Origin of the sequence: Hymenobacter rubidus, assembly GCF_016734815.1 — a bacterium.
Lineage (GTDB): Bacteria > Bacteroidota > Bacteroidia > Cytophagales > Hymenobacteraceae > Hymenobacter > Hymenobacter rubidus.
Map to the genome: position 1 here is coordinate 78620 of NZ_JAERQF010000006.1, position 20070 is coordinate 98689.

Genomic DNA, 20070 nt, shown 5'->3' on the forward strand with positions numbered 1-20070 from the left:
GGTTTCGTAGAAAAAGCGCCGTGGCAAACGGCGCAAGGCCTACTTTTAGGCCCTGCTTGCGAAAGCCAACCGCCGCTGACGCTGGCCGCCAAGAGCATCCGCGCCACCACTGTCTTTTCTTATGCCCGAACTCAAGCCCGAAGGTATTGGCCGGCGCAGCTTCCTCAAAACGGGCGCGGTAGCCGGCGCGGGCATCCTGAGCAGCATCGGAACCCTGGAAGCGCTGGCCTTGCCACCCACCCCGTCGGCCGACCTGTACACGCTGAGCGCTCAGCTGGCCGAGCAGTGGCTGGCGGCGCTGCTGAAGCTGCAGGTAACGGATGCGGCGCAGGGCCTCGACTACGGCGGCATCCGCGGGCCCGGCGATGCGGGCGTGCCGGGGCGTATTGCCGAAACCATTTATCCCTTGCTCCGGGCCGCCCGCCGCTCCCAGCAAAGCCGGTACCTGGACGCCGCCCACCTCCTTTTCCGCTGGGCCGAAAACCGGGTGAGCCAACCCGACGGCTCCTGGCTGAACGAGCCCCAGAAAGGCTCCTGGAAAGGCACCACCGTGTTTATGGCCGTTGCGCTGGCCGAGGCCGTGAAAAACCACGGCACCGTGCTGGACAACCAATTCAAGGCCGCTTTGCTCGACCGCTTGCTGAAGGCCGGCAACTTTATCTACGACACCTTTACCCTGGAATACGGCAACATTAACTACCCCGTGGCGGCCACCTACGGCCTCGCCTTGCTCGGGGAAGTGCTGGACGTGCCCCGCTTCCGGCAGAAAGCCCAGGCACTGGCGCACGGAGCCCTGGGCTACTTCTCACCCGCCAGCAACCTGCTGGTGGGCGAAGGCCGGCCCGCGCTCCAAACCAGCGCAAAAGGCTGCTACCCCGTTGATTTGGGGTATAACGTGGAGGAATCGCTGCCGGCGCTGGCCCTCTACGGCCACTTGGTGCACGACGAAGAAGTGCTGGCCGCCGCCACCCGCGGGCTACAGGCGCACCTGGAATTTATGCTGCCCGATGGCGGCTGGGACAACAGCTGGGGCAGCCGCAACTACAAGTGGACCTACTGGGGCAGCCGCACCTCCGACGGTTGCCAGCCCGCATTTGCCCTGCTGGCCGGCCGCGACCCGCGCTTCTACAAGGCCGCGCTTCGCAACACCCAGCTCCTGCAGCACTGCACCGTGGGTGGCCTGCTCACCGGTGGCCCCCATGCCGCCGCGCACGTGCCCACCAGCGTCCACCACACGTTCTGCCACCTCAAAGCCCTGACGACTATTCTCGACCAGCCGGCCGCGGTTGCTCCCGACCTGCGCCGCGTGCGGCTGCCGCGCGAGCAAGCCTACGGCAGCCGCTACGTCCGCGACATTGCCACCTGGCTGCTGGCGCAGGGCCCCTACCGAGCCACCGTTACGGGCTACGACTGCGAATACAACACCTACCGCAACGGCCACGCCTCGGGTGGGGCGCTCAGCTTGCTGTGGCATGAGAAAGCAGGCCCGCTGCTGGCGGCCAGCATGAATGCCTACCAGCGCTTTGAGGCCGGCAACATGCCGCCCGACTCCGCGCCGCCCGCGCCCTGCCTCACGCCCCGCGTGGAGCTGCGGCTGGGCGAGGAGCTTTTTATGAGCATCAGCGACCTGAGCGCGGTGCCGGTCGTGCACGATGCGGCGGGGCAAAGCACCGTCACGGTAGTAGCAAAACTGGTCGACAGGGACCAGCGAAGCCCGCCCGCCGGCCCCGTGACCTGTCGGCTGACATACCTCTTCACGGCCGATAAGGTGTCGCTTCACTTCGTGGCAGAACCCGGGCCTTACGATGGTCAGGTGCGCATTGTCGTCCCCGTCATTGCCGCTGCCACCGAACGCTTTACCGCGCAATCTGACCGCCGTTTGCAGCTTGCTAAGCGTGGGGCTACCCTTTTCGTTAGCGCTACGCAGGCCTTTGCGCCTTCGCCGGCGCCCACCAGCCGGGTGTTCAACTTTGTGCCGGGCTTCGAGGCCGTACCGCTTTGCTTTCCCGGCCCAGAAGTAACACTGGAGCTAGCGGTGAAGTAGCTCCGGCATAGCGGTTGGTTATGAAGTTGTTTACAGCCGTTTCGAAGTCAATGTACGTTCGGTCAGTAGCGCGAACTTTGTCGTTCGCGCTACTCTACACCAACCCCGACACCGCGCTAAGCAGTCGGTTCCGCTCGGTCCGACGGCGTAGGCGTCCGACCGGTGGCCGCCCGAACGAGGCGCCAACGGCCGGTGACCTACGACCGGTCAGACGCCTACGGCGTCGGACCGGCGAGCGAGACCCTTCCGAAACCGCTTCTATAATAGCAACTTGAACATATTGCTAAGTGGTGGTGCAGAAGTAAGCGCATTGAATTTAGCCCGTCCTGCTTCGACTGCGCTCAGCAGGACCGCCTTTTTTAATACGGTTATTTTCACTCGACTGCTTAAACAGCGGCAAAAGTGGGCGGGCTTGTCTGCTCCACCCTTCCAGGCACCTGTTTTAGCGCAGCCGCAGCCGCAGCCGAAAATCGTTTTTTGGGCGCAGGGTGATGAGCGGCTGCATGGTGACGGGCGGTTGGCCGGCCACCCACTCAATCGCAAACAGCCGCAGCAATTCCAGCGTCACGAGCTGCATTTCGGTGAGGGCGAACTGCATGCCGATGCACAGGCGCGGCCCGCCGCCAAAAGGAACGTAGGCATTGGCCTGCACCGCCCGCGCCGGGCCGGGCGCAAACCGGCCGGGCCGGAATTCCTCGGGCGCGGGCCAGTACTTAGCGTCGTGGTGCAGGCCGTGGAAGTAAAGCGAAAACAGCGTGCCTTTTGGGATGCGGAGGCCCTGGTACTCGTCGTCGGCCAGCGCCACGCGGTCCACCATCCAGGCCGGTGGATAGCAGCGCATGGTTTCCTGCACGGCATACAGGGCGGCGCCCAGGCGCGGCAGGTCGTCGAAGGTGGGCGTGCGGCCGGCCAGTACGGCGGCCATCTCGGTTTGAATCACCACGGCCTCGGCCGGGTGATGGGCCAGCAGGTAGGCGAGCCAGGTAAGGGCGTTGGCGCTGGTTTCGTGGCCCGCCACCAGCAGGATGAGGGATTCGTCGATGAGCCGGTCGGGGCTCATGGGCTCGCCGGTGTCCTCGTAGCGCACATCGAGCAGCATTTGCAGCAGGTCGTCGGGGGGCGCGGCGCCGGGTTGGGCGTTGGCCCGTTGCCGCTGGGCGATGAGCCCGGCCAGTAGCGTGCGCAACTCTGCCGCCAGCGCGTCGTGGTACGTAAACCGGCCGCGCAGCCGAAACCACGGCTTGAGGTAGGGCTGCCGGATGGAGCGCACAAAAAACGCCTGAATCTCGGTAATCAGCCCTGCCAGCCGGTCCAATTCGGCCTCGGGGAAATTGGTACTGAACACCGAGCGGGCAATGATGCGAAAGGTAAGGCGCGTCATCAGCTCGTGCACTTCCACGGTGGCCGCGCCGCCCGCGCCGGCGGCCTGGGCCACCAGCGGCGCCAGCGTTTCGGTGGTTATTTCCTGCATCAGTCCCGTGAGGCCCGCCACCCGCTGCCGATGAAAACCGGGTTGAATGAGCCGGCGCTGCCGCAGCCAGTCGGGCCCCTCGTTCGTCAATAAGCCGTGGCCGATGTAGCGCGAAAACCCCTGCGTAAACTTCGATTTGGCGTAGTTGCGGTGGTTTTTCTGGAGGATGTGCTGCGTCAGGCCGGGGTCGCGGGTGAGGATGCTTTTCTCGACCCCGCCAATAAACAGCTCCACGGTATCGCCGTAGTGGGCCAGCGTGTCGTTCAGCACCGGCAGCGGGTCTTTGGCCAGGGCAAACGAGCGCAGCAGCGAGCGCCAGCGCGGCACCCGCGGCAACACAAAAGGACCCGCAGCGGCCGCAGCCCGCTGTTGCTCGTTGCTCATTTCCTGGGGCCGCAACTGGATGCGGCCACCAAAAATAACCACCGGCCGCCAACTCATCTTTTTTCAGACCACCCGCGTAAACCTTAGCCGGGCCCCGGCCCAGTGTACCCCTTTCTTTTTTCTTTCCCTAAACACCCCATTTCACTTATGTGGATTCAGCAACAACCCAGCACGCCCGCACCTCTCGCCGACCTGCAAGGCCGTAGCGTCGGCCTCAAATTCGAGTGCGAGCACTGTCACACCGAAGTCTTCACCGACCTCATCGGCGTGCCCGCCCCCAACGACCAGGCCGACTCCCCCGCTCACGCTGACAACCACGAAATAGAAGAGATAAAGTGTCCTGGCTGCGACGTCACGCACTCGCTCGAAGTCGACAGCTCGTTCGACGGCGTCACGTTCAAAGTGAGCGACGCAAAGGGTGTAAGCTACCAAGTGGCCGAATAGGACCTCAGATTACACGGATTTCAACGGAGGGAGCAGATTTTTTGTGGTTCTGCGCAATGTTTGTCTATTGCGAATCTGTTCGTTTTATGGTCCGTTAATAAATAAAAAAGCCATTCAAATTGAATGGCTTTTTTATTGAAGCTGTTTAGAAAGTCTGATTTGCCTGCATGTCTGTCATCCTGAGCGCAGCGAAGGACCTTATCACGTCAGAACAACGCCTATTTTGACATGATAAGGTCCTTCGCTGCGCTCAGGATGACAACGATTTTGACTTTCTAAACAGCTTCATTAGCTAAACTCCAGCAGAGCGGAACCACAGAAAATCTGTTCCCTCCGTTAAAATTCGTGTACTCCGAGGTCTATTTTTCCCGCTCGATGGTGTAATTAATTAATTGCTCCAACGACGTGCGGCTCGGCGATTCCGGGAAGCTGTGCAGGATGGTCAGGGCCTCGTCGCGGTATCTTTTCATGGTCTGAATAGCGTATTCCAGCCCACCCGATTTTTTAACAAATTCTATCACCTGCTGCACCCGGTCGCGGTGGCCTTCGTTGTTTTTCACATTGAAGATAACCTGGCGTTTTTCCAGCCAGGAGGCGTGCTGGAGGGCATAAATCAGCGGCAGGGTCATTTTCTTTTCTTTGATATCAATGCCGACCGGCTTGCCAATTTCAGCGGTGCCGTAATCGAATAAATCGTCTTTAATTTGAAAAGCAATTCCTACTTTTTCCCCGAATAAGCGGGCGCGCTCAATGGCCTCTTTGTCGGCTCCCACCGAGGCGGCACCCACAGCCGTGCAGGAGGCAATTAACGAAGCCGTTTTCTTTCGAATTATTTCGAAATAAACGTCTTCGGTGATGTCTAATTTTCGCGCTTTTTCAATTTGCAACAATTCGCCTTCGCTTAGTTCGCGCACGGCGTTATTCACAATTTTCAGCAGGTTGAAATCGTCGTGTTCCAGCGCCAGCTGCATGCCGCGCGACAGCAGGTAGTCGCCCACCAGCACGGCTATTTTATTTTTCCAGAGCGCATTGATGGAGAAGAAGCCGCGGCGGTAATTGCTTTCGTCCACCACGTCGTCGTGCACCAGGGTGGCGGTGTGCAGCAGCTCAATCAGGGTGGCCCCGCGGAAGGAGGCGTCGGGCAGCGGGTCGCCGGTGGCGGGCTCGGGGCGGGCGGCGCGGGCCGTGAGAAACACAAACATGGGCCGGATTTGCTTGCCCTTGCGCTTCACGATATAGCCCATTATCTTGTCGAGCAGCAGCACATTGGTGCGCATCGACTGGCGAAACTTGTGCTCAAACGCTTCCATTTCGGCCGCAATGGGCGCCTGAATCTGGTCGAGGGAGAAAGTGGATGGTAAGGGCATTGCGCCGGCAATGATACGGCGGGAAATGGTGAGGTGGCGAACCGGCGAGCTGGTGAGTTTGCGGTTTGGGCTGCGCTGTTTGCGCCCAATACCCCATCCGAACCGCAAACCCGTCCGTTCATCCGCTCACTCGTTCACCTTTTCACCACCCATCGCCCCTACCTTCGCGGTATGCTCACTCGCTTGTCTTTTTTGCTTACCGGCCGGCAGCACGGCCGCGCTTTTGAAGCCGACGCCACCTATCAAGCCGATGGCCGGGCCAAGCCCGTGGTACTTTTCGTGCACGGGTTCAAGGGGTTTAAGGATTGGGGACATTTCCCGCTGCTGGCCGACTTTTTTGCCGAGCAGGGTTTTGTGTTCGTGAAGCTCAACCTCTCGCACAACGGGCTGGTGGTAGGCGGCACCGGCGATTTGGAGGATTTGGAGGCCTTCGGCCGCAACAATTTCAGCATCGAGCTGGATGACATCGGCCAGCTCATTGATGCGCTTTTTGCCCCCGGCGCCGCGCCTGTGCCCGCCGCCGAAATGGATTTGAGCCGCTTGTACCTGGTGGGCCACAGCCGCGGCGGCGGCCTGGTGCTGCTCAAAGCCGCCGAGGACCCACGCGTGCGGGCCGTGGCCACCTGGGCGGCCATTGCCGAAGTGCACCCGCAATGGCCCCAGGCCGTGTTTGACGAGTGGCAGCGCACGGGCGTGCTGCACGTGCCCAACACCCGCACCGGGCAGGACCTCCCCATGCACTACCAGATTGTGGAGGACTACCACGCCCACCGCCCGCGCCTGGACATTCCGCACAACGTGCGCCGGAAGCTGCGCCAGCCCCTGCTCATCATCCATGGCGAGGAAGATGAAACCGTGAACGTGGCAGCCGCGCACAAGCTCCAGCAGCTTAAGCCCGATGCCGAGCTCGTGCTGGTGCCGGGGGCCACGCACATGTTTGGCGGGTCGCATCCGTGGCCCAACGCGGAGCTGCCCGCGCCGGCCCGGCACATTGCCGAAGCCACCGCCGCGTTCTTCCAACGGCAGGCATGAGCGAGGCGGTAACGGCGTACGTACTGCTGGGGAGCAACCTCGGCAACCGGGCCGCCCTGCTGCACGAGGCACGTTCTTATTTAGCTGCTGCGGCTGGAGACATCGTGGCTGAATCCGGCATCTACGAAACGGCGGCCTGGGGCCGAGAGGACCAACCCGCTTTTCTCAACCAGGCGCTGGCCCTGCGCACCACACTGGCACCCGCCGAGTTGCTGGCGGCCTGCCTGGCGGCCGAGCAACGCGCCGGCCGCCTGCGCCGCGAACGGTGGGGCAGCCGCACCCTGGACGTCGACATCCTGCTTTTTGGCGAAGAAATCATTGCCCTGCCTGACCTGACCGTGCCGCACCCGCGCTTGGCCGAACGCCGCTTCGTATTGGTACCACTGGCCGAAATTGCCGGCACGCTGCGGCATCCGCAGCTAGGCGACACGATGGAAGCGCTACTTGCCCGCTGCTCCGACCCGCTGCCCGTCCGGCCCTGGGCCGGGGAATGAGGCGGGCGCGAGAGGCGTAAGCTTGCGCAGCTCGATAGCCACATGGCCCACCCGAAGCGCGGCAGTGAGCAGCCAGCCTGCCGACACTACCATGCCCAACCACCTGGGGGCACGGGCCGGCCACGCCGCCAGGCTGAGCAGCATCACCGGGCCAAAAAGGACGCTGGCGTAGCGCTCCGCATCGTGAATGCCGGCAGCACTTTGGGCAAATAGCGTGAGGGCTGCAACCAGGGCTACCAGGGTAAGCGAGGCACTCCACAAAGCGCCCAGCAGTAGCTGCGCGGGCTGAAAAGCAGCTGGAATTGCCGCGGGCCGGCCGAAGCTTTGCGTAGTACCTGCCGCATTATCTGGTGCCGCTGCCTTGTTAAGAATGGTCGCTTCAGGCTCGGACCAGCGTGGCCAAAGCAGCCCGAACAATGCCAGCAGCCCCAGCGCCCATAACATTTCGGGCAGAAACACGCGGCTGGCCGTGGGCAACGGCAGTAACCAGCGGCTCAGTACAAACCCATAGTCGGCCCCGGAACTGAGAAGTTGGCCCCAGCCCCGACTGGGATGGTAGCGGCTGGGCCCGGCGTGCAGCGCGTACCATTGCCAGAGCACGCCGCCCACGGTGCTCAGGGCCAGATGGAGCGCCAGGAGCAGCCAGCGCAGCCTACTTAGCTGCCGCCACTGGCCCAACAATAGCCCCGCCCCTACTCCAGCCAATAGAAAAAGGCCTAACGTGCGCTCCAAAGGCATTAACAAGCCCACGGCCGTCAGCATCCACCACCAGCGCCCTTGGCCCGAGCGCAGCCACTGAAACAGAGCCGCTGCGTAGGCTCCAAACAGGAGGATGAACACGCATTCTGACCAGACAAACTTGCCCACCAACAGCCAAGGCGTGCTAAGGGCCAGCAGCACTGGCAGCAGCATTCCTCGCCGGCCGGGCAATAGCTGCCGCCCCAGCCAGCTCCAGAGCAAGAGGCTGCCCAGCTGCACTCCGGCGTGCAGCACCCGAATGGCTGCCAGCGACCCACTCACCCGCAGCAGCACGGGGTACAGCGGCGGCCAGTAGCGGTAGGGCGTCCCATCGGGGTGGAGCAAGTGGCCGGAATCGCGCAGGGTTTGGGCGGCGTACAGGTACAGGCGCGAGTCGCTGGTGACGGCCAGGCCGGGCGCGGCAGCGTAGGCAAACAGGGCCAGCTGCAACAGCCCGGCCGCCACCAGCCAAGCCCCAAATGGCAGGCGGTGGTGCCGGGCTGCGGCAGGTTCGGCATCAGCAGGTGGGCCCATGAGGAGCGACAAACCAGTAGCGGCGCGCTAGAAGCTGCCCACCGTGGCCGTGGGCACAATTTTCTTCACCAGGCCTTGCAGCACTTTGCCGGGGCCGCACTCCACAAAGTCGGCAGCGCCGTCGGCGGCCATGCGCTGCACGAGCTGGGTCCAGCGCACGGGGGCCGTGAGTTGGGCCAGCAGGTTGGCTTTGATTTCGGCCGGGTCGGTGTGGGGAAGGGCGTCCACGTTCTGGTACACGGGGCAGCGGGCCGGGCCGAAGGTGGTTTTCTCGATGGCGGCAGCCAGCGCGGCGGCGGCGCTCTGCATCAGCGGCGAGTGGAAGGCACCGCCCACGGGCAGCGGCAGGGCCCGCTTGGCACCGGCTGCTTTCAGGGCTTCGCAGGCCTGAGCCACGCCTTCGGCCGAGCCCGAAATCACAAGCTGGCCGGGGCAGTTGTAGTTGGCGGCCACCACCACGTGGCCGCTGGCCGAAATTTCCTGGCAGATGCGCTCCACCGTGGCATCGTCGAGGCCCAGAATGGCGGCCATGGTGCCGGGCTGCTCCTCGCAGGCCGCCTGCATGGCTTGGGCGCGGCGGGCCACCAGCGGCAGCGCATCTTCAAACTTCAGCACCCCGGCCGCCACCAGCGCCGAGAATTCCCCGAGCGAATGGCCGGCGGTGCTGGCCGCTTCGAAACCCGGCTGGGCCACAAACTGCGCCACCGAATGCACGAAAATGGCGGGTTGGGTCACATCGGTGCGGCGCAGGTCCTCCTCAGAACCCGAAAACATGATGTCGGTGAGGCAGAAGCCCAGGATGTCGTTGGCTTGGGTGAGCAGCGCGCGGGCGTCGAGGTTTTGCTCAAACAGCTCGCGGGCCATGCCCGGAAACTGGCTGCCCTGGCCAGGAAATAGTACGGATTTAGACGAAGTCATTGAACAGTGCGAAAGGTTGGTGAGGGTGGGTTGGGACAAACTACAAAAGATGTTTGGGATTTGCTCAGAACGTCATGCAGAGCGTCGCGAAGCATCTTTACGGCGTAAGTATTCTGATTTACCGTTGCGGTAAAGATGCTTCGCGGCGCTCTGCATGACGTTCCAGGCACTTTTTATACCGCTGAAAAAAGCAAAGCGGGCGCAAGCTGCACAAAAACCGGCATTGACCAAAAAAAGCGGAGCGAGCCATGCAGCCCACTCCGCCCCCTTGTTTAACCCGTGCCAACCATCAAGACCAGCTTCCGCCGGGGCTAGCGGATGATTTCCACCCAGCCTTTGTAGGTGCGCTTGGTGTTGGCCTGGTCGGCAAATTCTACCTGGGCCAGGTAGAAATAAATGCCGTCGGAAACCCTCACCCCGGCCCCGGCTTCCCCCGCCGGCCCGCCGCTCCAGTTGATAAGGATAGGGTCCGAGGCCGTAGTCGTGTTTTCGAAAACCTTCACGCCCCAGCGGTTGAACGCCTGAAAGTGGACGCTGCGCACGGGGCTGCTGTTTTTGGGCCGGAACACATTGTTCTGTGCATCGCCGTTGGGGGTGAAGATGTTGGGAAGTTTGAAAAACACGCAGTTGTCCTGGCATGCCACGTTGCTGGTGTCGCTCGCCACCGTGCTGGGGGCCACGGCCTGCACGGCGTAGCACCCGCCCGAAAACGTCAGGTTGGTGTGGGCAAAGCGGGGCTGCGTGGTGGTGCCGATGAGCGTGAACCGGCCCGTGGGCGTGGGCCGGTAGTAAACGCGGTAGCTGGCTACAGTAGCATCACAGCCGGGCGGCTGGCTACCTGCGCTCCAGCGCAGGTGGTTGGTGTAGTACTCATCGGTGCGCGGAAACTCCTGCAACCCAGCCAGGCTGTCGCAATTGGTGACTTCGAGCGTCAGCACGGGCGTGCACGGCGGACTCACGAGCTGGGTGCACCGTTCCTGGCTCTTGTTGAGCAGTGAACTCAGAAAGTTCAGATTGGTGTAGCGGCCGTTGGTTTGCACGTAGTAGCAATAGGTTTGGCCTTTCACCAAAGCGGGGTCGGCGTCGGGGTAGCTGCCGCCGGTGGCCGTGCTCACCGCGGTGCCAAGGCGCGTGTAAGGCCCCGTGCCCCCCGTGCGGCGGTACACAACGGTGGGCTGGGTGCTGGCGGCGTTGTCCCAGGGCACGGCAAACGACCAGCTCACGAGCATCTGGGTGGCGGAGCGGTTGGGCACCACGGTGGTGCGCACGCTGCTGGCCGTGGGCCCGGTTTCGGTAATAGTTGCCCCCTGGCCCGCTGGAAAGGTGCGCACAAAATCGAGCCTGTAGCTATACTGCAGGTCCTGGGTATTTAGGCCATTGTCTACATACACCGTGTCCGTCAGGTTGGTGAAGGGCGCGCGCACCGCCGTAAACGTCGTTGGGTTTTGCCCCACGCCCCGCGAGAGCACATACGAGGGCGTACCGCCCAGGACGGCCCCGGAGGCGGCCCGGGGCTGGGTCCAGCGCACCGTAATCTGGCCATTGGTGGTGCTGGTGCTTTCCACATCCACGTTGGTTAGCATGGCCGAGCGGCCCGCAATGGTGAGGCAAACTTCCTGCGAGGCAATGCTTTCGCCCAGCCCCGGCAGCGGAAAGTCGGCGTAGATGCGGTAGCAGTAGGTCTGGCCCCGGGAGAGCCCCTGCTGAGTGCCGCTGGCATCGGTGTTGTAATCCGTGAACGACGTGGCATTGGGCAGAACAGTGCCAATGCGCACGTAGCCCGACGAGGCGGGAATACCGGTTTCGCACGCTCCCGGCGCGGGCCCCGGGCCCAGCCTGCGGTAGATGTAGAGGTGCGCGGCGTTGGCGCACACGTACGGGTCCCAGTCCAGCTTGGCGGCATTAAGGGTGCTGCCCGTGGCCACCAGGGGGGCCACGCGCACGCTTTGCGGGGGCGGGCCGACCACGGTAATGCGCCAGGTTTTTTCGTCAATCAGCGGCGGGTTGGTGGTCGTTTGCGGCGTGGGGTTGTCCTGGGCCTTGAACACGACCAGATAGGGAGAGCGGGCCACGTTGCTGCAATCAGTGCGCCAGCTGAAAGTGCCGCGGGCCGTGGGCGGGCCGCTCTGGCTCTGCACAAACGTGGCCGGCGGCAGAATGCCGCTGTAAGCAAACAAGGTCACGGGCGTTGGGACCGAGCCGGCGCTGCTGCCGTCGGTGGCCGTCACGGCGCCCGTCACGGTCTGCCCGGCCACCACGCAGAGGTCGGCCGGAATCGTCAAGGCCGGCCGCAGGTTGGCCGTGGCCGACACAATAATCTGCATGTCCCGAATCACGACACCAATCCGGATTTTTACGCCCGAGGCGGTGCGGCGCCACTCCTCCACTTCCATGGCCACATTGTAGAAGCCGGCCGCTATCGGAGCGTTCCAGATTAGCTGGCCCGTTTGGGCGTCTTGGTTAAAAATTGCCGGTATAGCACCCGCAAAGCCCGTTTGCACGCCGTTCTGGTCAATGTAGTCTGCCTGCACCGGCGTCAGGCCGGGTGTCACCACGGGGTCGTTTGGGTAGTGGTAGTTGGTACAAGGCGTGGCGATGGGCCGGTTGGTGCCCGTGCCCGTGGCGCAGGGGGGTCCCACAATATCAGCGGCCAGCGTGGTCACCTGCTGGCAATAGCGCAGGTGAAACGCCAGCGAGTCGTGGTCGGCATCGTAGGCAGCAGGATTATGCAGAAACACCTGGCCCACCGCACCCCGGTCCACGGCCGGGGCCGTGAGCACGGGCGAGTGGTTGAGCCCCAGCAGCGGGTCAATCGAAATGGAGGTACTGATGTAAAAGGATTGGTGGTCGGGCGTGCTCATGTTCAGCACGCCATCGTTCCGGTTTTCGCCCACAAAGCTCACGGTGAAGCTGCCCGTGGTGGTAAACGTATGCTCGAAATAATACACGCTCAGAGCCGTATCGGTATTGCCGGGGATGAGCTGCCGGGGGCCTATCCGGGCCACAGGGGTACAGGTGGAGGTGCCATCTCCGAAAAAGATGATGGCACCCGGCTGGTCGACCGAGCTAAGCAACCCTTTGCTGATGTCCAGGTACAGCGTCATCTTGAAGAAGATGCGGCGCGGGTTATGCCCCACGGTAGTATCCACCTTGGCCTGAATGTCGCCGGCCCGGATGTGGGAAGCCTGGGCAGTGCCCGGCCACAAGCTCAGCCCCATGACGAGCATCAGCCCCACTAAAAGACCTAACCACTTATCTGCAAGTATATTACGCGCCATCAACTTGTACGGTTATATTTACAACAGGGCCCGGCTTCGGCGCCAATGCGCCCTCGGCCAAGTCCGTCCCAAGGTACCGATACCGACGGGAATTCTGGCACGATGGGTATCTGCTCCTTCGAAGGCCGTTAGAGCCTTCCTCGGGTTGGTGTGGGGCTATGCAATTGGCAAGTACTCGTGCATAAGTTAAGCTTATTATGGCGCGGGCGCCTCACCCCCCGGCCCCCTCTTTGAAAAGGAGAGGGGGCCGGGGGGTGAGGCGCACCGCATGACCAATATTCTTACTTATGCGTTTCCATCAACAAAAGAGGCTGCCCGGTAATGGGCAGCCTCTTTTTCTTGCCAATTGTTCGTTGTCTACTCCGTTGAAGGGGGCGTTGAGGCCAATAATTGCCAAATGGCAATTAAACCTGGCTAGCGCACAACCTCAACCCAGCCTTTGTAGGTGCGCTTGGTGTTGGCAAAGTCGGCAAACTCCACTTGTGCCAGGTAGTAGTAGATGCCATCAGAAACCTTGGCTGCTCCTGCGCCCGACTCCCCTACCGGCCCGCCGCCGTCCCAGTTGATGAGCACCCGGTCCGAAGCCGTGGTGGTGTTTTCAAAAACCTTCACGCCCCAGCGGTTGAACGCCTGAAAGTGGATGCTGCGCACGGGGCTATTTTTCTTGGGCCGGAAGGTGTCGTTTGTGCCGTCACCGTTCGGGGTAAAGATGTTGGGCAAACGGAAGAACACGCAGTTATCCTGGCAGGCCACGTTGCTGGTGTCGCTGGCAATGCCGCTCGGCGCAATGGCCCGCACGGCGTAGCACCCGCCCGAAAAATCGAGGTTGGCATGCAGGTAGCTGGTTTGGGTAGTGGTGCCAAGCAGCGTGAGGCGGCCTGTGGGCGTGGGCCGGTAATACACTTCGTAATTGGCCACCGTCGCATCGCAGCCAGCGGGCGTATTGCCCAAGGTCCAGCGCAGGCGGTTGGTGTAGCGCTGGTTCAGCCCCGGAAACTCGGGCAACGCGGCTAGGCTGTCGCAGTTGGTGGTTTGGAGCGCCAGCACGGGCGTGCACGGCGGGCTGTTGAGCACCAGGCAGCGCTGCTGGCTGCGGTTGAGCAGCGAATTGAGGTAGGCAATAGCCGCGTACTTGCCCTCCGTCACCACGTAGTAGCAATAGGTTTCGCCCTTGCGCAGGGTCGCGTCGTAGTCGAGGTAGGTGCCGCCCGCGGCCGAAGTCGGGGCGGTAGCCAGGCGCGTAAATGCCCCGTTGCCCACCCGACGGTAGATAACGGCTGGAACGGCCGAATTGTCCCACGGCACGTTGTAGGTCCAGCTCACGGTAATGGTCCGGGCCGAGGCGTCGGTGGGCAGCGCACTCACGCGCACGCTGCTGGCCGTGGGGGCGGCTTCGCGCACCGGGGCGCGGTTGTCGCCGGCCGGGAAGGTACGCACCACCTCTAGCTTATAGGTATACTGCTTGTCCTGGGTGTTCAGCCCGTTGTCGACATAGCAAGTATCCGTCAGCGAGGCAATGTTGGCGACCAGGGTAAACGTGGCCGGAGCAATGCCCTCGCCCCGCGACAGCGCGTAGGAGAGCGTGCCGTTGGTGCTGCACACCAGAGTACGGGGCTGGGTCCAGCACACATTTATCTGGCCGGCGGTGGTGCTGGTGGTTTCTACGTCCACTTTTTTCAGCATGGCGCCCCGGCCCGGCAACGACGCGCAAGCCTCTTGCGAGGCAATGCTGGCGCCCCCGCTCGGCAGCGGGAAGTCGGCATAAATGCGGTAGCAATACGTTTGCCCGGCATTCAGGCCCAGGCCCGCATTGTCGTCGGTGAAGCCAGTGGCAGTGGGTGGCAGCTGTTTTACTAGGGTATAGCCAGCCGAAGCCGGGATGCCCGTGTCGCACGGCCCCGGCACGAAGCTCGACGAGCCCAGTTTCCGGTAAACATAGATGTGCGCAGCATTGGCGCACACATACGGGTTCCAGGTGAGGGCCACGGTGTTGAGCGTACCGCAAGTAGCCGGAATCGGTGTGGCCTGTAAGTTTTGCGGGGGCGGGCCGACCACGGTAATGCGCCAGGTTTTCTCGTCAATCAGCGGCGGGTTGGCAGCCGTCTGCGGCGTGGGGTTGTCCTGGGCCTTGAAGACCACCAGGTACGGCAGTTCGGCCACGTTGCGGCAATCCGTATTCCAGGTAAAGGTGCCTCGGGCCGTGGGCGGACCGCTCTGGCTCTGCCCAAACGTGGCCGGCGGCAGAATGCCGCTGTAAGCAAACAAGGTCACCGGCGTTGGCGTCGAGCCGGCGCTGCTGCCGTCGGTGGCCGTCACGGCGCCCGTCACGGTCTGCCCGGCTATTACGCAGATGTCGGCCGGAATGGTAAGCGTCGGGCGCAGGTTGGTGGTCGCCGACACGATAATCTGCATGTCCCGAATTACTTCCCCGATGAGGCGGCGGCCCAGCGGCGTACGCCGCCATTCTTCCACCACCATGGCCACGTTGTAAAAACCCACCTGCAGCGGGGCGTTCCACGTAATCTGGCCGGTGCGGGCGTCCTGTACAAAAATAGCCGGGTTGCCGGGCACGCCCACCGGCACGCCTCCATAGGCTACCTGCACCGGGTTGGGCGCAATGGCCGGGTCGTTCGGGTAGCGGAAATTAGGAACCGGGGCCGCTACCGGCTGGTTGGTGCCCGTAGCATTGGCGCAGGGAGGCCCCACCACACTGGCGATGGACATGGCTACCGACTGGCTGCTCCGCAGCCGGAATGCCAGCGAATCCCCGTCGGCATCATACGCCGCGGGGTTGTGCAAAAACACTTGGTTTGTCGCGGCTTTGTCCACGGCCGGCGCCGTGAGCACGGGCGAATGGTTGAGCCCCAGCGACGGGTCGATGGTCACGCGCGTGCTGATATAAAACGACTGGTTAGCCGAGGTGCTCATGTTCAACACCCCGGCATTCCGGTTTTCGCCAATAAAGCTGACCACAAAACTGCCCGTCGTTTGAAAGATGTGCTCGAATTCATAGGTATTGACGCTGGTATCCGGACTGCCGGGCACCACGCGTTTCACTTTCCGGTCCACCCCGTCCAGGCAGGTCGAGGTGCCATCGCCGAAGAAAAACGTAGCCTTGGGCTGGTCCACGTTCGACGAGTTGTCGGTGTAGAGCACCATTTTGAAGAATATCCGGCGTGGATTATTCGTGACTGTATCCGGCTTGGCCTGAATATCACCGGCCCGGATGTGCGACGCCCACGCCCCCTGCGGCCCCAAACCCAGCCCCGTCAGGAACACCAGCAGCAACACTGCCAACCGCCCCACGGCCTTACCCCCAAATGGAAAAAAATGTATCATACCAACCTGTGTGACAAGAAATAAGAAAACCATGCGGCCCGCTAGCTTCGGCAACGCCCGCCAGCAGCCTGAAAAGCCCTGAGCCTGACCAAATGTTGCGCGCCGCGCCCGTGCCTGTAAACGATGCCGGCGGCGGATAGATTCACCACGCCCCGCAATGTTTTGCTGGCTGGCCCTGCGCGCAAGAATCGGGCCGGCGCGTTGTTCGGTTAGCGGGTGGGGCCTACCTTTGAGCCCTTAAACATACCTCTTCACTTCCCCAGTTTGGCTACTTTATGAGTTGGATAACAAAAACTTTAACCAGCAGCATCGGCCGGAAGATTATTATGGCCGCTACGGGCCTGTTTCTGTGCACGTTCCTGGTGGTTCACCTCATTGGTAATTTGCAGCTGTTCAAGCACGACGGCGGCGCTGCCTTCAACACCTACTCGCATTTCATGGGCACCAATCCCATTATTCGTACCATTGAGTGGGGATTGGTACTGGGGTTCGGCTTCCACATTTACGAAGCCTTTGCCCTCACCCGCCGCAACAAGGCCGCTCGCGGCGCCCAAGGCTACGTGAGCAACCACTCCGAGCAAAACAGCGAATGGACCTCCCGCAACATGGGCATTCTGGGCACCATCATCCTGATTTTTCTGCTGGTGCACCTCTACAATTTCTTCTGGCGTGCCCGCTTTGCCGGCGACCTGCCCCGCATGGGCGGCGACAACCTGGAAACCCGCGACTACGACAACCTCTACATGGCCGTGGTTTCCTCGTTCCACCACCTGTGGTACGTGCTGCTCTACGTAGCCGCCCAAATCAGCCTCGGCTACCATTTGTGGCACGGCTTCCGCTCCGGCTTCCAGACCCTGGGCCTCAACCACCGCAAGTACACGCCGCTCATCAAATCGGTCGGCTACATCTTCGCCGTGGTGGTATCGGCGGGCTTTGCGGCCATGCCGCTGTACTTCTACCTGTTCACCAACGACCAGGGCGAGCTGGCCGCCAACGTCCCCACTTTCATTCACACGGTGGCTTCGGCTTTTTAATTGATTAGGGGCGATAAAACCAGCGGCTTGGCTTAACACCTGTAGCCTTTCGCTGTTATCTTATCACGCCATCACTCAGTCATTCCATCACTCAGTCACTCTATGCTGTTGGATTCCAAAATACCCGAAGGCCCCCTCGCCGAAAAGTGGGAGAAGCACAAGTTCAACGTCAAGCTCGTGAACCCCGCCAACAAGCGGAAATACGACGTGATTGTAGTCGGCACGGGCTTGGCCGGTGGCGCTGCCGCCGCCTCGCTCGCCGAACTGGGCTACAACGTAAAGGCCTTCACTTACCACGATTCGCCCCGTCGCGCGCACTCCATCGCCGCGCAGGGCGGCATCAACGCTGCTAAAAACTACCAGAACGACGGCGACTCCGTGTTCCGCCTGTTCTATGACACCATCAAGGGCGGCGACTACCGTGCCCGCGAAGCCAACGTGTACCGCTTGGCGCAAGTGTCGGTGAACATCATCGACCAGTGCGTGGCCCAGGGCGTGCCCTTCGCCCGCGAGTACGGCGGGCTGCTGGCCAACCGCTCCTTCGGCGGGGCCCAGGTGAGCCGCACGTTCTACGCCCGCGGCCAAACCGGACAGCAGCTGCTGCTGGGTGCCTACTCGGCCCTGAGCCGCCAGATTGCCTACGGCAAAGTGAAGATGTACACCCGCTCGGAAATGCTGGACGTGGTGATTATCGACGGCCAGGCGCGCGGCATCGTGACCCGCAACTTGGTAACCGGGGAGATTGAAACCCACGCCGCCCACGCGGTGGTGCTGGCCACCGGCGGCTACGGCAACGTGTTCTACCTGAGCACCAACGCCAAATACTGCAACGTGACGGCCGCTTGGCGCGCCCACAAAAAAGGCGCCTTCTTCGCCAACCCCTGCTTCACCCAGATTCACCCCACCTGCATTCCGGTGAGCGGCGACTACCAGTCGAAACTGACCCTGATGTCGGAATCGCTGCGCAACGACGGTCGCGTGTGGGTACCGAAAACCGTGGAAATGGCTGAGCGCGTGCGCAAAGGCCAAATCAAGCCCCAGGAAATTGCCGAAGACGACCGCGACTACTTCCTGGAGCGCAAGTACCCTGCTTTCGGCAACCTCGTGCCGCGTGACGTGGCCTCGCGCAACGCCAAGATGATGTGCGACGAAGGCCGCGGCGTGGGCAGCACCGGTCTGGCTGTGTACCTCGATTTCTCGGAAATCATCAAGCGCACCGGCGCCGATGCGGTGAGCCAAAAGTACGGCAACCTGTTTGCCATGTACGAGAAAATAACCGACGAAGACCCCTACCAGATGCCCATGCGCATCTACCCGGCGGTGCACTACACCATGGGCGGCCTGTGGGTTGATTACAACCTGCAAACCACCGTGCCGGGCCTCTACGCCACCGGCGAGTGCAACTTCTCCGACCACGGGGCCAACCGCCTGGGGGCTTCGGCCCTGATGCAGGGCCTGGCCGACGGCTACTTCGTCATCCCCTACACCATTGGCGATTACCTGGCCCAGACGCCGCCTAAGCCGGTGAGCACCGACCACCCGGCCTTTGCCGAGTCGAAGGCTTACGTGCAGGCCCGCACCGAGCAGTTGCTCGCCATCAAGGGCAACCGCACCCCCGACCAGTTCCACAAGGCCCTGGGCCACATCATGTGGGAATACTGCGGCATGGCCCGCACCGCCGAAGGACTGAAATACGCCAAAACCGAGATTCAGAAACTCCGCCAAGAGTTCTGGAGCGACGTGAAGGTGGTGGGCAACGGCGAAGAAATGAACCAGGCCCTGGAAAAAGCCGGCCGCGTGGCCGATTTCCTGGAGCTGGGCGAGTTGATGGTGGACGATGCCCTGAACCGCAACGAAAGCTGCGGCGGTCACTTCCGCGAGGAATACCAGACCCCCGAGGGCGAGGCCTTGCGCGACGACGAAAACTACGCCTACGTAGCGGCGTGGGAATACCAAGGCGACAATCAGCCCGAAAAGCTCAACAAGGAAGAGCTTACATTTGAAAACGTGAAGCTCACGCAGCGCAGCTACAAGTAAATTTTAGACATGAGAAAATGAGATATGAGAGGCGAGATTCTCAGGGTTAGCCCGGTTATCTCGGTTCTCATTTCTCTTAGTCTCACCTCTCATAAGAAAAATGGCCGGTTCCAACCCCAACGCTAAACCGATGAACCTGACCCTGAATGTGTGGCGGCAACCCAACCGCCAGGCGCAGGGAAAAATTGTGGAGTATCATGTGAAGGACATTTCGCCCGATATGTCTTTCCTGGAGATGCTCGATGTGCTGAACGAGGATTTGCTGCACGCTGGGCAGGACCCGGTGGCGTTCGACCACGACTGCCGCGAAGGCATCTGCGGGTCGTGCGATTTGTTCATCAACGGCCGCAGCCACGGCCCGGAGAAAGGCACCACCACCTGCCAGCTCCACATGCGCAAGTTTTCGGACGGCGACACCATCACCATCGAGCCTTGGCGGGCCACGGCTTTTCCCGTTAACAAGGACCTGAGCGTGGACCGGTCGGCTTTCGACCGCATCATTCAGGCCGGCGGCTACGTGAGCGTGAACACCGGCGGTGCCCCCGACGGCAACGAAATTCCGATTCCGAAAGACATTTCGGACCGGGCATTCGAGGCGGCAACCTGCATTGGCTGCGGCGCCTGCGTGGCGGCTTGCAAAAATGCTTCGGCCATGCTGTTTGTGTCGGCCAAAGTTTCGCAGCTGGCTTTGCTGCCCCAGGGCCAGGTGGAGCGCAAAACCCGCGTCGAAAACATGGTGGCGCAGATGGACAAAGAAGGCTTCGGCGCCTGCACCAACATCGGCTCCTGCGCCGCGGAGTGCCCGGTAGGCATCTCGCTGGAAAACATTGCCATTCTGAACCGCGAATTCCTGGCGGCCAAAGCCGCCTCGAATAACCTGGCGTAAGGCAATTGAAACTGCTAAACCGAAAGCCCCGACAGTAGGTACTGCCGGGGCTTTCTGTTTAGCACGAACT

At 62.0% G+C, this 20070-nt stretch carries 13 protein-coding genes; 7 read left to right on the plus strand and 6 right to left on the minus strand.

The features are described 5' to 3' along the window. Positions 1–121 precede the first annotated feature (121 nt). Positions 122–2044, plus strand: a complete 1923-nt coding sequence (locus JKL48_RS06385) for a hypothetical protein (protein ID WP_201980141.1) — start codon at positions 122–124, stop codon at positions 2042–2044. A gap of 442 nt (positions 2045–2486) precedes the next feature. On the opposite strand, the gene JKL48_RS06390 is transcribed toward JKL48_RS06385, so the two are convergent. Beyond that, positions 2487–3941 carry a cytochrome P450 gene (locus JKL48_RS06390; RefSeq protein ID WP_201980142.1) on the minus strand — a complete coding sequence of 485 codons (1455 nt, stop codon included), beginning with the start codon at positions 3939–3941 and terminating at the stop codon, positions 2487–2489. A 105-nt stretch (positions 3942–4046) separates the two neighbouring features. On the opposite strand from JKL48_RS06390, the gene JKL48_RS06395 reads away from it, so the two are divergent. After that, on the plus strand, positions 4047–4343 hold the full coding sequence (locus JKL48_RS06395) for a hypothetical protein (protein WP_201980143.1): 297 nt from the start codon (positions 4047–4049) through the stop codon (positions 4341–4343). Between the two features lie 359 nt (positions 4344–4702). Here JKL48_RS06395 and JKL48_RS06400 read toward each other — a convergent pair whose 3' ends face one another. Next, positions 4703–5710: a polyprenyl synthetase family protein gene (locus JKL48_RS06400; protein ID WP_201980144.1), complete on the minus strand. Its 1008-nt coding sequence runs from the start codon at positions 5708–5710 to the stop codon at positions 4703–4705. 171 nt (positions 5711–5881) lie between these two features. On the opposite strand from JKL48_RS06400, the gene JKL48_RS06405 reads away from it, so the two are divergent. Continuing rightward, a complete protein-coding gene (locus tag JKL48_RS06405; protein ID WP_201980145.1) occupies positions 5882–6742 on the plus strand; it encodes an alpha/beta hydrolase family protein in 861 nt (286 codons plus the stop codon). Continuing rightward, positions 6739–7236 (plus strand): 2-amino-4-hydroxy-6-hydroxymethyldihydropteridine diphosphokinase, encoded by a 498-nt coding sequence (folK, locus tag JKL48_RS06410; protein WP_201980147.1) that lies wholly within the window; start codon positions 6739–6741, stop codon positions 7234–7236. The genes JKL48_RS06405 and folK overlap by 4 nt, the downstream gene beginning before the upstream one ends. On the opposite strand, the gene JKL48_RS06415 is transcribed toward folK, so the two are convergent. The 4 genes from JKL48_RS06415 to JKL48_RS06430 form a co-directional block, all read right to left on the minus strand. Further along, positions 7183–8508 (minus strand): hypothetical protein, encoded by a 1326-nt coding sequence (locus JKL48_RS06415; RefSeq protein WP_201980152.1) that lies wholly within the window; start codon positions 8506–8508, stop codon positions 7183–7185. The genes folK and JKL48_RS06415 overlap by 54 nt on opposite strands. A 27-nt stretch (positions 8509–8535) precedes the next feature. Then, a complete protein-coding gene (gene fabD / locus JKL48_RS06420; protein WP_201980155.1) occupies positions 8536–9426 on the minus strand; it encodes an ACP S-malonyltransferase in 891 nt (296 codons plus the stop codon). A 311-nt stretch (positions 9427–9737) separates the two neighbouring features. Continuing rightward, complete coding sequence (locus JKL48_RS06425) at positions 9738–12653, minus strand: T9SS type B sorting domain-containing protein (protein ID WP_201980157.1); 2916 nt, start codon at positions 12651–12653, stop codon at positions 9738–9740. 465 nt (positions 12654–13118) lie between these two features. Continuing rightward, the gene (locus tag JKL48_RS06430; RefSeq protein ID WP_201980160.1) at positions 13119–16043 is read right to left on the minus strand and encodes a T9SS type B sorting domain-containing protein; all 2925 of its coding nucleotides are present in this window, start codon (positions 16041–16043) and stop codon (positions 13119–13121) included. Between the two features lie 326 nt (positions 16044–16369). Here JKL48_RS06430 and JKL48_RS06435 point away from each other — a divergent pair, with 326 nt between their 5' ends. The 3 genes from JKL48_RS06435 (at position 16370) to JKL48_RS06445 (ending at position 20000) form a co-directional block, all read left to right on the plus strand. Continuing rightward, positions 16370–17077, plus strand: a complete 708-nt coding sequence (locus JKL48_RS06435) for a succinate dehydrogenase cytochrome b subunit (RefSeq protein ID WP_236668646.1) — start codon at positions 16370–16372, stop codon at positions 17075–17077. Positions 17078–17179: 102 nt separating this feature from the next. Further along, complete coding sequence (locus tag JKL48_RS06440) at positions 17180–19114, plus strand: fumarate reductase/succinate dehydrogenase flavoprotein subunit (RefSeq protein WP_201980171.1); 1935 nt, start codon at positions 17180–17182, stop codon at positions 19112–19114. A gap of 130 nt (positions 19115–19244) precedes the next feature. Then, positions 19245–20000 (plus strand): succinate dehydrogenase/fumarate reductase iron-sulfur subunit, encoded by a 756-nt coding sequence (locus JKL48_RS06445; RefSeq protein ID WP_201980454.1) that lies wholly within the window; start codon positions 19245–19247, stop codon positions 19998–20000. The last annotated feature ends 70 nt before the right edge of the window (positions 20001–20070 follow it).